Genomic DNA, 14,471 nt, shown 5'->3' on the forward strand with positions numbered 1-14,471 from the left:
GCCAGGCAACTGGCGGCACGCGCATCAGCAACGTGGCGCCGGGCATCCTGCCGGGCGACGCGGTCAACATGAGCCAGCTGAACCAGGTGCAGAGCCAGGTCGGTGACGTGGCCCGCATTGCCTACTCGGGCACGGCGATGGCCTTCGCGATGTCGGGCACCTACCTGCCGACGCTGTACCCCGGCGAGAAGACGGTGGGCGTGGGCCTCGGCAGCTACAAGGGCTACAGCGCTGTGGCGCTGACCTTCAAGGCGCTGTCCGACGACGGCAAGATGTCCTGGGGCGCGGGCCTGACGACCACGGGCAAGGAGTGGGGCGTCAACGCCGGCATCGGCTGGAAGTGGAAATAAGCCACTGAATCGGCCAGCGACCGGCCGGCTCCCGCGCTGTGATGGTGCGGGAGCCTTTTCTTTTGGTACACACTTCGCCCCCATGCGCATTGGTATTTCAGTCCTCACCCACGCAGGGCAGAACATCTGGGAGAACGGGATGGGGCAGAACGTCCTGTTCCTCGCCCGGCTGCTGCAACGCATCGGGTTCGTCGAATCCGTCACCCTGATCGACGCCGGCGACCAGCCGAACATGCCCCCTCAGGTCGACTTGGCCGCGATGGGCCTAGCCTTCGGGCGGGCGCGCGAGCTGACCGATGCGCTGGACGTGGTCATCGAGATGGCCGGCGCGCTCGACGTGCAATGGCTCTCCTACTTTCGCGCGTGCGGCGGCCGCGTGGTGTTCCATTGCGTGGGCCAGCCTTTCGCGGCGCTGGCCGAGCCGATCGTGTTCACCGACAAGGGCCACTTCAGCAAGCCCGAGCGCTGCGACGAGGTGTGGCTGCTGCCCAAGGACGAGGCATTCATGCCCATGATGCGCACCATGCATCGCTGCCCGGTGTTCGAGGTGCCGTACCTCTGGTCGCCGCAGTTCCTGGCCCAGCGCGTCGCGGAGGTCGAGGCCGCGGGCCATCGTTTCGGCTACACGCCGCGCACGGCGCAGCAGCCGGGCTTTCGGGTGGCGATCTTCGAGCCCAACATCTCGGTGGTGAAGTCCAGCAGCGTGCCCATGCTGATCTGCGACGGGGCCTACCGTGCAGACCCGGCGGCCGTGACCTCGATGCAGGTGCTCAACACCCTGCACATCAAGGACCACCCGACCATGCTGTACCTGGCGAACTCGCTCGACATCGTGCGCCAGCACAAGGCGGTCTTTCATGGCCGGCACGACTTCGCGGGCTTCATGGTGCAGTTTGCCGACGCAGTGGTTTCGCACCAGTGGCAGAACGACCAGAACTACAGCTACCTCGATGCGCTCTACGGCAACTACCCGCTGGTGCACAACTCGCCCTGGCTGCGCGATGCGGGCTACTACTACCCTGACTTCGACGTGGCAGCCGGCGCCGCGCAACTGCAGCAGGCCGTGCGCAATCACGACCGGCAGCTGGACGACTACCGCGCCCGCTCGCAACGCGTCTTCGACGCGGTCGATCCGCTCAACCCCGCGAACGTCGACGGCTATGCGCAGCGCCTGCTGAACCTGGTGGGTGGCAATGCCGCATTCCGTGCCGACGGCGTGAAGGCTGCCGCATGAACGAGGCGCAGCAACAAAAGACCGCAATGCCGGCCAGGCTGAAGGTCGGCGTTTCCATCTTCATCCGGAAGGGTGAGCAGAGCCTGTGGGAGAACGGCGTCTACCAGAACTGCCTGTTCCTCGTGATGCTGCTGCTGCGTTCGCCGCGCGTGGAAAGCGCCGTGCTGGTGGCCGGTGGTGGCGACGGCGGCCCGGCGGACGCCACCAACTTCCTCGCCGATTCGCCGGTGCCCATCATCGACATGGCCACGGCAGCGCAGGAGCTCGACCTCATGATCGAGATGAGCGCCCAGCTGGCCATGCCGTGGTCCGTGGCGTTCCGTGAGCGCGGCGGCAAGATCGTCTCGATGCGCGTGGGCAACGACTACGTGATCGACATCGAGCGCATGATCTTCAACAAGCCGCACGGCCTGCTGATCTCAGGCGCGCCCTACGACGAGGTCTGGACGATTCCCGAGTACGAGGTTTCGTGCAAGCCCTACTTCGAGAGCACCTTCCGCGCGCCGGTGCGGCTCATGCCGCATCTCTGGAGCCCGATGGTGCTGGAGCGCGCCATGACCCGCGCGCCGGCGGACGGCCCGCCCTTTGCCTACGAGCCCGGCCGCAAGCAATGGCGCGTGGCCATCTTCGAGCCCAACATCTGCATGGTGAAGACCAGCTTCATCCCCATGCTCGGCTGCGAGGCGGCGCATCGCGCGCAGCCGCGGCTGATCGAGAAGATGTGGGTCTACAACAGCTTTCACCTGAAGGACAAGCCGCTGTTCATCGGCTTCGCGCAGAGCCTGGACCTCGTGCAGCACGGGCTGGCCACCTTCGAGGGGCGCTTTCCGATGTACCAGGTGATGCCCGGCAAGATCGACGCCGTGTTCGCGCACCACTGGGAGAACGCGCAGAACTACCTCTACTACGAGGCGCTGTACGGCGGCTACCCGCTCGTCCACAACTCGCACCTCATCGGCGACTGCGGCTACCGCTACCACGGCTTCGACTGCGAGGAGGGCGGCCGCGCCCTGCAGCGCGCCTTTGCCGAGCACGACGCCAACCTGCCGGCCTACCGCGAGCGCGCGCGCCGCTTCATCGCCACGCTCGACCCCGAGGGCGAGGACAACGTGCGCGCCTACACCGCCGCCATCGAAAACCTTTACGCATGAGGACCGGGATGAAGCCGACCCAACGAATCTCCCACCTGCTGATTGCCGCCCTTGCATGGGCCGCCGCCGGCACCGCGCTTGCCCAAGGCGTGCTGGTGCCCCAGGCCCCGCCCGCGGCCCCGCAAGACACGCTCACGCGCGCTGCCACCAGCGTGGGCATCAAGCGCTGCCTGCCGGCCATCACGCGGCTTTCCACGCTCACTGTGCAAGGTGCTCGCAGCCACGACGTGCTGCTCGACTGGGACCGCAAGCGCCCCGACGCCGGGCCGATGTTCTCGCTGATCGGCATGGAGTTTCCGAACGCTGGCGTGGCTGCTTCGATCACCGCCATTCCCGATGAAAGCGGCGCCTGCACCGTGTCGGCCGAGCGCATCTCGGTCGCGCCCTTCACCTGCGCGAGCGTCGGCCAGCAGGAGCTGGCGAGCTACAAGATGACGCGGCTGCTGCCCAACTACGCGGTCTACACCGACGAGAAGGAGCCGACCTCGTCGGTCTCGCTGATCGATTCGCCGCCGGGCTGCCTGGTCATCCGGCGCTATGTCGAATATGGCTGGCGGGATCCCGCCGCTGCTGCTGCGGCCCAGCCGCCGAAGAAGCGGTAGGCGCGTCCGTCTCCGACAGGCCGGGGAGCCCTTGACCGGCCCTCGGGGCCAGCCACAAGCCTCAAGAATGGTGCCAATCCGCGCGCATTCGTCGCGGAAGGAGACGCACCATGCCTCTGGCGACACTGATCGGCCGATGGGCCATGCAGCCATTCTCGAAGGCGCTCCCGCCGCTGGGCGACACCGAGCGCGCGGCGCTCGAGGCGGGCACCGTCGGCTTCGAAGGCCAGCTCTTCGCAGGCCGCCCGGACTTCGATGCACTGGCGGCCATGGGCCCCAACCAGCTCACCGAACGCGAGCAGGCCTTTCTCCACAACGAAGTGCGCGAGCTGTGCCACATGCTCGACGACCACGCCATCGACCAGGCGCACGACCTGCCGCCCGAGGTGTGGCGCTACCTGCGCGAGAAGCGCTTCTTCGGAATGATCATTCCAGAGGAATTCGGCGGCCTCGGCTTCGGTCACCATGCACACGCTACGGTGGTGGCGCGCATCGCCACCGTCAACGTGGCCACGGCTGTCACGGTGATGGTGCCCAACTCGCTGGGGCCTGCCGAACTGCTGCTGCGCTACGGCACCGATGCGCAGAAAGAACACTACCTGCCGCGCCTTGCCGACGGTCGCGAGCTGCCGTGCTTCGGCCTGACATCGCCGTATGCGGGATCGGATGCGGCGTCGATTCCCGACCGTGGCGTGGTGGTCGAGCGCGAATTCAACGGCCGCATGACGCGCGGCTTCCTGGTCGATTTCGACAAGCGCTACATCACGCTCGCGCCGGTCGCCACCGTGGTCGGGCTGGCCTTCCACGCCATCGACGAAAGCAGGCCCGAGGGCGAGCGCGAACTCGGCATTACCTGCGCGCTGATTCCAGTGCCGCACGAGGGCATGGAGATCGGCCGCCGCCATCGCCCGATGGACAGTGCCTTCATGAACGGCCCGATCCACGGCCGTCAGGTGTTCGTGCCGACGGACTGGATCATCGGCGGCGAGCAGCAGGTCGGGCAGGGCTGGCGCATGCTGATGGAATGCCTGGCCGCGGGCCGTGCGATCTCGCTGCCGGCGCTGGGCTCGGCGATGCAGCAGACCGCGCTCTACGTGAGCAACGGCTACGGGCAAATTCGCGAACAGTTCGGCATGCCAGTCGGCAAGTTCCACGCGGTCGCCGGGCTGGTGGCGCAGATGTCGGCCGAGCTGTATGCGACCGATGCGGCGCGGCGCTTCACGGCGGCCGCGCTCGACAAGGGCGAACGGCCCAGCGTGGCCAGTGCCATCCTCAAGGTGCAGCTGACCGAAGCCGGACGCCGCGCGGTCAACCACGGCATGGACATCCTCGGCGGCAAGGGCATCATCTCCGGTCCGTCGAACCTGCTCGGCGTGTCCTACCGGCAGGCGCCGATCGCGATCACGGTGGAGGGCGCGAACATCCTCACGCGCGCGCTCATCGTGTTCGGGCAGGGCGCGGTGCGATGCCATCCGCATGTGCTCGACGAAATGGCTACCGTGCAGGCGAAGGACGAGACCGCGCTCGGCAAGGCGCTCATGGCACACGGCAGGCACGTGGCGGTGAACCTGTGGCGCAGCCTCTTCGGCGCGCCGGTGTTCGGCGCGCCGCCCGATGAGCTGATGCACGAAGCGCGGCTCGTCGCGCGCATGAGCGCCAAGTACGCGCTCACGGCCGATCTCGCGATGGGGATGCTCGGCGGCAAGCTCAAGCGCATGGAGCTGCTGTCGGCGCGCCTGGGCGATGTGCTCGCGCACCTGTACCTGGCCAGTTCGTGCATCTGGCGCTATCGCGTCGATGGTGCGCCCGAACTGTTGCCCTTCGCACGGGCTGCGATCCGTCTGCAGATCGACGAGGCCGGCAAGATCCTGCGCGATCTGTATGCCAACCTGCCGACGGCGGGCCGGCGCGTGATCGGTGCGCTGGTACTGCGCCGCACCGCGCACCTGGCGCCGCTGCGCGACGTGCAACTGCTCGAACTGGCCGACCTGCTGCGCAAGGACCCGCGCATCATCGAACGCCTGGCGCCTGACCTGAGCGAGCCCGCCGCGGGTGGCCTGCGCGATCTGATGTACGCGATGGAACTGGGCGTGCAGCTCGGCGATGCCACGGCTGCGCTCAACAAGGCGCTACGCCGCACGAACTCGCTCGAAGAGGCGGCCCGCTCGGCACCCGACCCCGAACTGGCGCTCGCCTACCTGAAGGCAGCCGACAAGGTCATCCAGGTGGACGACTTCGAAGGCCCGCCGCGCGATGCAGACGGCAGGGCCGACCTCAGCCCGCCTGTTGCTGCTGCGCAGCCAGTGCCATCAGCGCCGCAGCCGTCTGCTCATCCGCCGGAAAGAACGACTCCACCGCGAGTTCCTGCAATGTGACGTCGACCGGCGTGCCGAAGATCGTGATGGTGCTGATGAAGCTCAGCACGCCGCTCGGCATGACCACCTGAAAGGGCACGGCCACCGCAGACAGCGCGGTGTCGATGACGGGCGCGTCATGGCTCACGGCGGGCGAGGGATAGGCCGCAAGTTCATCGTGCAGCGCTTGCAGCACCGCGTCGCCCGTGGCGGCAATCTGCTGTTGCAGCCGTTCGAGCAGGTGAGTGCGCCACTGCGCGAGATTGGCAATGCGCGGCGCCACGCCGTCGGGGTGCAGGCTCAGGCGCAGCACGTTGATGGGCGGCTTCAGCAGCTCGGGCGAGGCGCCTTCCATCAGCAGCGGCACCAGCGCGTTGTGCGCGACCAGGTTCCAGTGGCGGTCCACGGCCAGCGCGGGAAAGGGCTCGTGGCCTTTCAGCACCAGATCGACCGCGCGGCGTGCGGCGGCCATTGCCGGATCGTCGAGCGAGCGCTGCCGGTACATCGGCGCGAAGCCGGCGGCCACCAACAACGCATTGCGCTCGCGCAGCGGCACCTCGAGCCGCTCGGCCAGGCGCAGCACCATCTCGCGGCTGGGCGCGGCGCGGCCGGTTTCAACATAGCTCAGGTGGCGGGTCGAGACCTCGGCCTCCTGCGCCAGGTCGAGCTGGCTCAGGCGGCGGTGGGTGCGCCAGTGCCGCAGGTGGGCGCCGAACGGGTCGCGCGCGCCGGGCTGGCTGGCCTTGGTCGGGTGGGAGCGGGTGGTGTTCATGAGGCGCATTCTGGCGTGGCGGCGGCGCGGCGCCATGACCTCCCAGGTCATCGACGCGATCCACGCTGGCCGGAATCATTGGCTCCAACACGGCAGGACTGGCTTGCCGCGTAACCACCAAGGAGATCCTCATGTCCGTCTTCGCATCCCCCCGCTTCCTGCCCGCCGTGATGTGGGCCGACGCCGCCTCCTGCGCCGCGACCGGCGCGCTGCAGGTGGCATTCACCGGCGCACTGGCCGGGTTGACCGGGCTGCCGGCGCCGCTGCTCATGGGTACGGGCGTGTTCCTGCTGGTCTATGCCGCCGCCGCGGCCTTCATGGCCAGTCGCAGCACGCCGCCACGCACGCTGATCGGCCTGGTCGTCGCCGGCAACTTCGGCTGGGCCGTGGCGTGCATCGCGCTGCTGGTGAGCGGCATGTTTGCGATCACTGTGCTGGGCATGGCCTGGGTGCTGGCGCAGGTGGCGTGCGTGGTTGTGTTGGCCGAGCTGCAATGGACTGGCCTGCGCCGCACCCGCGGCAGTGCAGGCGCGGTCACCGGGCTGACGCCGGCCGGTCGTTGGTGATCCGATCTCGCGCAAATGCCGGCGGCACCCCTTTACCCGGCATTTTTCGCGATGAGGAACAGGGCGGCAGAAGGCGGGATCGGAGAAGACCGACTACAACGGCTGACATTGATCCCTGATATCTTTGAGGGGCTTCCACGAACAAACAGGAGTCTCTCCATGGCCAAAGCTCCGGCGCATGCGTTTGCGTCCACCCTCAAGACCTTCAAGACCCCGTCTGGCAAGTCCGGCAAATATTGGTCCCTGAAGGAACTGGCCAAGCAATACCCCACCATCGACCGCCTGCCCGTCTCCATCCGCATCGTGCTCGAGTCGGTGCTGCGCAATTGCGATGGGCAGAAAGTCTCGGCCAAGCACGTCGAAGAGCTGGCCCACTGGGCGCCCAACGCCGAGCGCGTAGACGAAATTCCCTTCGTCGTCACCCGCGTGGTGCTGCAGGACTTCACCGGCGTGCCGCTGCTGGCCGACCTGGCCGCCATGCGCAGCGTGGCCGCCAAGCTGGGCAAGTCGCCCAAGACCATCGAGCCGCTGGTGCCCGTCGACCTGGTGGTCGACCACTCGGTGATGGTCGACTACTACGGCACGCCCAAGGCGCTCGACCTGAACATGAAGCTGGAATTCCAGCGCAACAACGAGCGCTACCAGTTCATGAAGTGGGGCATGCAGGCCTTCGACACCTTCCGCGTCGTGCCGCCGGGCTTCGGCATCGTGCACCAGGTCAACCTCGAATACTTTGCACGCGGCGTCTACAAGAGCCCGAGCGACAAGGACGACAAACCAACGTATTACCCCGACTCGCTGGTCGGCACCGACAGCCACACCACCATGATCAACGGTATCGGTGTGGTCGGCTGGGGCGTGGGCGGCATCGAGGCCGAGGCGGCCATGCTGGGCCAGCCGGTCTACATGCTGACGCCCGACGTGGTGGGCTTCGAGCTCACCGGGAAGCTGCGCGAAGGCGTCACGGCAACCGACCTGGTGCTGTACGTCACTTCCATCCTGCGGGCTGAAAAGGTGGTCGGCAAGTTCGTCGAATTCTTCGGCCCCGGCGCCGCATCCATCGCCGTGCCCGACCGCGCGACCATCGGCAACATGGCGCCTGAATACGGCGCGACCATGGGTTTCTTCCCGGTCGACGACATGACCGTGGCGTATTTCGAAGGCACCGGCCGCACCAAGGAAGAGGTCGAGCGCTTCGCCGCCTATTACAAGGCGCAGGGCCTCTACGGCATGCCCAACCCGGGCGACATCGACTACACGAAGGTCGTCAAGCTCGACCTCGGCACCGTCTCGCCCAGCCTGGCCGGCCCGAAGCGCCCGCAGGACCGCATCGACCTCGGCCACCTCTCCACCAAGTTCTCGGAGCTCTACAGCAAGCCCAACGACGCCAACGGCTTCAACCAGCCGGCCGACAAGCTCAAGCTGCGCTATCCGCTGGTCGCGGCCGGCAAGGCCGGTGACGAAGAAGCCGCTCCGCCGCCAGCAGGCGCGCCGCTCGACGTGGTCGAGATGGTGGCCAACCGCTCGACCAACGCCGCCGCGCACGTGAGCGCCACCGCGCCTTCGGCGCCCAAGGGCGAAGTCACCATCGGCAACGGCGACGTGCTGATCGCGGCCATCACCTCGTGCACCAACACCTCGAACCCGAGCGTGATGCTGGCCGCCGGCCTGCTGGCCAAGAAGGCCGTCGAGGCCGGCCTCACGGTCAAGCCGCACATCAAGACCTCGCTGGCTCCAGGCTCGCGCATCGTCACCGAATATCTTGAGAAGGCAGGCCTGCTGCCGTACCTCGAAAAGCTCGGCTTCTACCTTGCGGGCTACGGCTGCACCACCTGCATCGGCAACGCCGGCGATCTCACGCCCGAGATCAACGAGGCGATCACCAAGAACGACCTGATCGGCGCGGCCGTGCTGTCGGGCAACCGCAATTTCGAGGCGCGCATCCACCCGAACCTGAAGGCCAACTTCCTGGCCTCGCCGCCGCTGGTGGTTGCCTTTGCCATCGCCGGCAACGTAATGACCGACCTGATGACCGAGCCCGTTGGCAAGGGCAAGAAAGGCAAGGACGTGTACCTCGGCGACATCTGGCCCACGCCGAAGGAAATCGACGACAACCTGCGCTACGCAATGAACGCCAAGTCGTTCCGCTCCAACTACGACAAGGTCAAGACCGACCCGGGCAAGTTCTGGAGCAGCATCAAGGGCACCAATGGTCAGGTGTACGACTGGCCGAAGTCGACCTACATCGCCGAGCCGCCGTTCTTCGAGGGCTTCAAGATGAAGCCGCACGCGTCGGACGCAGGCTTCAAGGGCGCGCGCGTGATGGCGCTGTTCGGCGACTCGATCACCACCGACCACATTTCGCCGGCCGGCTCCATCAAGGAAAGTTCGCCCGCGGGCATCTGGCTCAAGGCGCACGGCGTGCCCAAGGCCGACTTCAACAGCTATGGCTCGCGCCGCGGCAACCACGACGTGATGATGCGCGGCACCTTTGCCAACGTGCGCATCAAGAACCTGATGATTCCGCCGGATGCCAACGGCACGCAGGAAGAGGGCGGCGTCACGCTGTTCCAGCCGGGCAACCAGAAGATGTTCATCTACGACGCCGCCATGAAGTACATGGAGCAGGGCGTGCCCACGGTGGTGTTCGGCGGCGAAGAGTACGGCACCGGTTCCTCGCGCGACTGGGCCGCCAAGGGCACGCAGCTGCTGGGCATCAAGGCCGTGGTGGCGCGCAGCTTCGAGCGCATCCACCGCGCCAACCTGGTCGGCATGGGCGTGCTGCCGCTGCAGTTCCGCGGCGCCGATTCATGGCAGACGCTGGGCCTCACGGGCGACGAGCAGATCGACGTGGTGATCGGCAGCGAGCTGAAGCCGCAGATGGACGTGAAGCTGGTGGTGCACCGCCCCGACGGTACGCACCAGGAGGTGACGGTGCGCCTGCGCATCGACACGCCTATCGAGGTCGACTATTACAAGCACGGCGGCATCCTGCCGTTCGTGCTGCGACAGCTCCTGGAATAACTCCCGGGAGCAGGCCCGTCGACGCTGCTACTTCGAGGCGGCGTCGAGTCGCTGCGCAAGCTGGTCGAGCAACGGGCGGATCTTTTCGCCCACGCTGATCTGCGGGTTCGAGAAGCCGTCTTCCTTGCCGGCCTCGATCTCGCGCTGCTTGATCAGCGGTACGGCCGCCGCGAAGGCGGTTTCGAAGGAGCGGGTCTTGCGCAGTTCCTCGTTGAACATCGCGCGACCGAAGAAGGTCAATTCAGACAGCCGGCCGCATCCGTACGAGGTGTGCGTGGCGTCGGCGGCGGTCATCACCAGCGTGTTTTCGTTGGCCAGCGGTTCGATCCATCCCCCTGAATAGCAGGCCGACACCGCCACCACCCGGTGGCGAATGCCGGCTTCGTCGAGCGCTTCGCGCAGTTCTTCCGGCGTGAGCCAGGGCACGGCCAGCGGCCAGTGCGCGGCGGCCAGCTGGTGGTCGCGCGCGCCGTGCGAGGTGAGGTAGACGATCAGCACGTCGTTCTCGCGGTCCATGCGCTCGGCCAGCGCGGCAATGGCCCGCTGCAGGTTGAGCGGGGTGGCCCAGGGCAGCGTCTCGGCTGTGGTCGCGTGGTTCATCAGGTGGATCACGCGGCCCTTGGCGTCGAAGCGCTCTTCCAGCAACTGGGTGACCATGTTGCTCTCGCGCAGGAACACGTCTTCAGACGCGTAGGGCGCAAACACCAGCCCGTAGACGTTGGTTTGCCCCGGCTTGCCGGCGGGCAGGGCCGCGACCGTGCGCTCCCACAGCGCCTGTTGCTCCTCGAAGAGTTCCTGCGTCAGCTGCATGCGCGGACGCTCGGGCTGGGTGGATGCGCTGGTGGCATCGGGCTGCCACATGCGGTCCTGCGTGTTGAGCGATTGCCAGAAAGTAAGCGTCAGCAAGGCCACGAACGCGGGCGCGAAGACCGCAAGCCGCCAGCGCGCGCCGGCTTCGCGCGCGGTGAACCGCACCAGCGCCAGCACCATCCACGCGCATCCCAGGCCGAAGACGACCCAGTAGCCGGGCGAGGTGGCGATCGCCGACGGCAACCAGCCGCGTGTGTAGCCCAGCGCCAGCATGCCGAGCGCCAGGTTGGGCGGGAACATCGCCCAGGTGGCCAGCACGAACCAGCGCGCCAGTCCGCCGCCGCGGGCCCGCCCGGACAGCGCGAACCAGCCCAGCCACGCGAGCACGCCGAGCACCCAGAGCGTATTGAGGCCGACGGTTTCGTAGAGCCGTGCGGGGCCGGCGATTTCGAGGCGCGCCAAGCCAGTCCAGACGAGTTCGGGCAGCAGCACGAGCAGCAGCAACTGCCAGGGCGCGGGTCGTGCATCGACGCGCGGCTCCAGCAGGAGCGAGGCGCGCAGGCCGCCGACCAGCCAGTGCAACAGGCTCGCGCTCGGCGGGGTGTCCTGCGTGGGCGGAGGCGAAGCGGATGCTTCTTCGGTGTTCTCGGGAGGCTGCTGCGGTGCGATGATGTCTTCGGGCATGCCGTCGATCATGCCCTTGGGGGCCGTGCTTCTTGCCGGCTGTCGCCCCGGGTTTGCCTGAATAACTTTCTTCTTCTGCCTATGCTTCGCATCGGTCTGATCTCCGACACGCACGGGCTCATGCGGCCCGAGGCCCTCGCCTTCCTGAAGGGCAGCGACTTCATCGTGCACGGTGGCGACATCGGCAGCGCCGGCATCCTCGAAGCGCTCGCGGCCATTGCGCCGTTGACGGTCGTGCGAGGCAACAACGACCGCGAACCCTGGGCAGATGCCATTGCGGAAACCGAACTTGTGAAGTTCGGCGGCGTGCACCTCTATGCCATTCATGATCTTGCGCAGCTCGACATCGACCCGCCCGCAGCCGGCGTGCGCGTGGTCGTCTCGGGCCATTCGCACAAGCCGAAAGTCGAAGAGCGCGATGGTGTGCTCTACGTCAATCCGGGTAGCGCGGGCCCGCGACGGTTCAAGCTGCCGATTTCCGTCGCCGAACTCGTTATCGACGGTGCGTCAGTGACTGCGCGCGTCGTCTCGATCGACCCGCAGGGTGGTCTTCCCTCTACCGGGGGAGGCACCTGAGACCCGGCCTTGAGCCGGTTTCTTGGTGTTTCTGGATCGATAGGGCCTGATTTCGAGGGGTTGGTCAGGTATTTGTGAGTGAGAATTGCTAGCATCTAGGTTTTGCTTACCGGCGCGCCCGATATCCCGGGCGTCCTCTCACCGTGCGAACCAACGATTTCGGCGCAGCGCCGACCACCGCCGTCGCCCTGCGCCTCGACCAGCTTCCGAACAACCAGTGGGCCACCGTGCTCGACGTGGCGCGCCCCGACAACGCCGACGACCGGGAACTCGTCCTGCGCCTGACCGAAATCGGCTTCGTGCCGGGCGAGGCCGTGCGCATCGTCGCCAGCGGCATTCCGGGCCGCGAGCCGCTGGCGGTGCGCCTCGGCCACACCACCTTCGCACTGCGCCGCCACGAGGCCGCGCTGATCCACGTCACGCCGGGAGCCGCAAACCATGGTTGAAGCCGTCATCCAGGGCCCCGGCCGCCTCGCCGCCACCGCTCAGCCGGGCCGCATCGCCCTGCTGGGCAATCCCAACTGCGGCAAGACCGCGCTGTTCAACCTGCTCACCGGCAGCCGCCAGAAGGTGGCCAACTACGCCGGCGTGACCGTCGAGCGCAAGGAAGGCACGCTGCGCACGCCCTCGGGCCGCCGCGTGTTCGTGCTCGACCTGCCGGGCGCCTACAGCCTGAATGCGCTGAGCGCCGACGAGGCCGTCACCCGCGACATCGTCACCGGCCAGAGCAAGGAAGCCCTGCCCGACCTGCTGGTGTGCGTCACCGACGCCACCAACCTGCGCCTGAACCTGCGGCTGGTGATCGAAGCCAAGCGGCTCGGCCTGCCGATGGTGGTGGCGCTGAACATGACCGACATGGCGAAGAAGCAGGGCATCGTGGTCGACACGGCCGTGCTCTCGCGCGAACTGGGCGTGCCCGTCATCGAAACCGTCGGCGTGCACACCGGCGGCGCGCAAGGCCTGCTCGCAGCGCTCGACACGCCAGTGGCCGCCGCCACGCCGCAGCCCTGGCAGGCGCCGGGCCTCGACGACGTGCTGGCCACGCAGCGCGAGGTGCGCCGCATCCTCGGTCTCACGGTGAAGGAGCCGGTCGGCAGCCTTGCCACCAGCGACCGCATCGACCGCGTGGTGCTGCACCCCGTGTGGGGCATGCTGGTGCTGGCCGTCACCATGTTCCTGATGTTCCAGGCCGTGTTCAGCTGGGCCAACGTGCCGATGGACGCCATCAAGGCCGGCACCGAGGGGCTCGGCAACCTGCTCAAGACGGCCATGCCCGAGGGCATGCTGCAGAGCCTGCTGGTCGACGGCGTGATCGCAGGCGTGGGCGGCGTCATCGTCTTCCTGCCGCAGATCCTGATTCTTTTCCTGTTCATTCTTGCGCTGGAAGACTCGGGCTACCTGCCGCGCGCGGCCTTCCTGCTCGACCGCGTGATGGGCACCGTGGGCCTGTCGGGCCGCTCGTTCATTCCGCTGCTGTCGAGCTTTGCCTGCGCCATTCCGGGCGTGATGGCCACGCGCACCATCAGCAACTGGCGCGACCGCATCACGACCATCATGATCGCGCCGCTCATGACCTGTTCGGCGCGGCTGCCGGTGTATGCGCTGCTCATCGCGGCCTTCATTCCGGCGCGCACCGTGGGCGGCGTGTTCAACCTGCAGGGCGTGGTGCTGTTCGCGCTGTATGTGTTCGGCATCGTCTCGGCGATGGCCGTGGCCTGGGTGATGAAGCGCTTCCGCGACAACACGCAGCATTCGCCGCTGCTGATGGAGCTGCCGGCCTACCGCTGGCCGAACCCGCGCAACCTGGCGCTGGGCCTGTACGAGCGCGCATGGATCTTCATCCAGCGCGTGGGCACGATCATCCTGACGCTGACGATCCTGCTGTGGTTCTTGTCGACCTTCCCGTCGCCGCCAGAAGGCGCGACCGGCCCGGCCATCCAGTACAGCCTGGCCGGCATGATCGGCCGCGGGCTGGAGCACATCTTCGCGCCCATTGGCTTCAACTGGCAGATCTCGATCGCGCTGGTGCCCGGCATGGCGGCGCGTGAAGTGGCCGTGGGTGCGCTCGGCACGGTGTACGCGCTGTCGGCCACGGGCGACGACGTGGCGGGCCAGCTGGAGCCGCTCATCGCCGGCAGCTGGTCGCTGGCTACCGCGCTGTCGCTGCTGGTCTGGTACGTGTTCGCGCCGCAGTGCATCTCGACGCTGGCTGCGGTGAAGCGCGAGACGGGCTCGTGGAAGTACGTCTGGATCATGGCTGGCTACCTGTTCGCGCTGGCCTACATGGCCTGCTTCATCACCTACCGCGTTGCGGTGGCACTCGGAGCGGGTTAAAACCTGTCATGAAA

The 14,471-nt window shown here is 67.3% G+C and carries 11 protein-coding genes and 1 pseudogene; 10 read left to right on the forward strand and 2 right to left on the reverse strand.

Going from position 1 to position 14,471, the window contains the following annotated elements; genetic code table 11:
- Positions 1-32: 32 nt before the first annotated feature.
- The 5 genes and pseudogenes from BLV60_RS34835 to BLV60_RS02990 form a co-directional block, all read left to right on the forward strand.
- Positions 33-350, forward strand: a pseudogene (locus BLV60_RS34835) (YadA-like family protein); the annotation flags it as partial.
- Between the two features lie 82 nt (positions 351-432).
- Positions 433-1,584: a DUF2827 domain-containing protein gene (locus tag BLV60_RS02975; protein ID WP_093049564.1), complete on the forward strand. Its 1,152-nt coding sequence runs from the start codon at positions 433-435 to the stop codon at positions 1,582-1,584.
- Positions 1,581-2,735 (forward strand): DUF2827 domain-containing protein, encoded by a 1,155-nt coding sequence (locus BLV60_RS02980; protein ID WP_093049567.1) that lies wholly within the window; start codon positions 1,581-1,583, stop codon positions 2,733-2,735. Before BLV60_RS02975 ends, BLV60_RS02980 begins: the two co-directional genes overlap by 4 nt.
- Before the next feature lie 8 nt (positions 2,736-2,743).
- Entirely contained in the window at positions 2,744-3,337 is a 594-nt protein-coding gene (locus tag BLV60_RS02985) for a hypothetical protein (protein WP_093049571.1), read from the forward strand.
- Between the two features lie 110 nt (positions 3,338-3,447).
- Positions 3,448-5,712: an acyl-CoA dehydrogenase gene (locus tag BLV60_RS02990; protein ID WP_093049574.1), complete on the forward strand. Its 2,265-nt coding sequence runs from the start codon at positions 3,448-3,450 to the stop codon at positions 5,710-5,712.
- Here the strand turns inward: BLV60_RS02990 and BLV60_RS02995 are convergent.
- Positions 5,612-6,463, reverse strand: coding sequence for a helix-turn-helix domain-containing protein (locus tag BLV60_RS02995; RefSeq protein ID WP_093050390.1), 852 nt, complete (start codon positions 6,461-6,463; stop codon positions 5,612-5,614). The genes BLV60_RS02990 and BLV60_RS02995 overlap by 101 nt on opposite strands.
- A 131-nt stretch (positions 6,464-6,594) precedes the next feature.
- Here BLV60_RS02995 and BLV60_RS03000 point away from each other — a divergent pair, with 131 nt between their 5' ends.
- Both BLV60_RS03000 and BLV60_RS03005 read left to right on the forward strand, forming a co-directional pair.
- Positions 6,595-7,029, forward strand: coding sequence for a hypothetical protein (locus BLV60_RS03000; RefSeq protein ID WP_093049576.1), 435 nt, complete (start codon positions 6,595-6,597; stop codon positions 7,027-7,029).
- Between the two features lie 159 nt (positions 7,030-7,188).
- On the forward strand, positions 7,189-10,053 hold the full coding sequence (locus BLV60_RS03005) for an aconitate hydratase (RefSeq protein WP_093049579.1): 2,865 nt from the start codon (positions 7,189-7,191) through the stop codon (positions 10,051-10,053).
- Positions 10,054-10,080: 27 nt separating this feature from the next.
- On the opposite strand, the gene BLV60_RS03010 is transcribed toward BLV60_RS03005, so the two are convergent.
- Positions 10,081-11,547 carry a C13 family peptidase gene (locus BLV60_RS03010; RefSeq protein ID WP_093050392.1) on the reverse strand — a complete coding sequence of 489 codons (1,467 nt, stop codon included), beginning with the start codon at positions 11,545-11,547 and terminating at the stop codon, positions 10,081-10,083.
- Positions 11,548-11,628: 81 nt separating this feature from the next.
- On the opposite strand from BLV60_RS03010, the gene BLV60_RS03015 reads away from it, so the two are divergent.
- The 3 genes from BLV60_RS03015 to BLV60_RS03025 all read left to right on the forward strand — a co-directional run bounded on the left by BLV60_RS03015 (position 11,629) and on the right by BLV60_RS03025 (position 14,457).
- Positions 11,629-12,123: a metallophosphoesterase family protein gene (locus tag BLV60_RS03015; protein WP_093049582.1), complete on the forward strand. Its 495-nt coding sequence runs from the start codon at positions 11,629-11,631 to the stop codon at positions 12,121-12,123.
- 143 nt (positions 12,124-12,266) lie between these two features.
- On the forward strand, positions 12,267-12,569 hold the full coding sequence (locus BLV60_RS03020; protein ID WP_093049585.1) for a FeoA family protein: 303 nt from the start codon (positions 12,267-12,269) through the stop codon (positions 12,567-12,569).
- Positions 12,562-14,457, forward strand: a complete 1,896-nt coding sequence (locus tag BLV60_RS03025; RefSeq protein WP_093049588.1) for a ferrous iron transporter B — start codon at positions 12,562-12,564, stop codon at positions 14,455-14,457. Before BLV60_RS03020 ends, BLV60_RS03025 begins: the two co-directional genes overlap by 8 nt.
- Positions 14,458-14,471: the final 14 nt, after the last annotated feature.

This window comes from Variovorax sp. YR634, from assembly GCF_900106655.1.
Taxonomy (GTDB): domain Bacteria; phylum Pseudomonadota; class Gammaproteobacteria; order Burkholderiales; family Burkholderiaceae_C; genus Variovorax.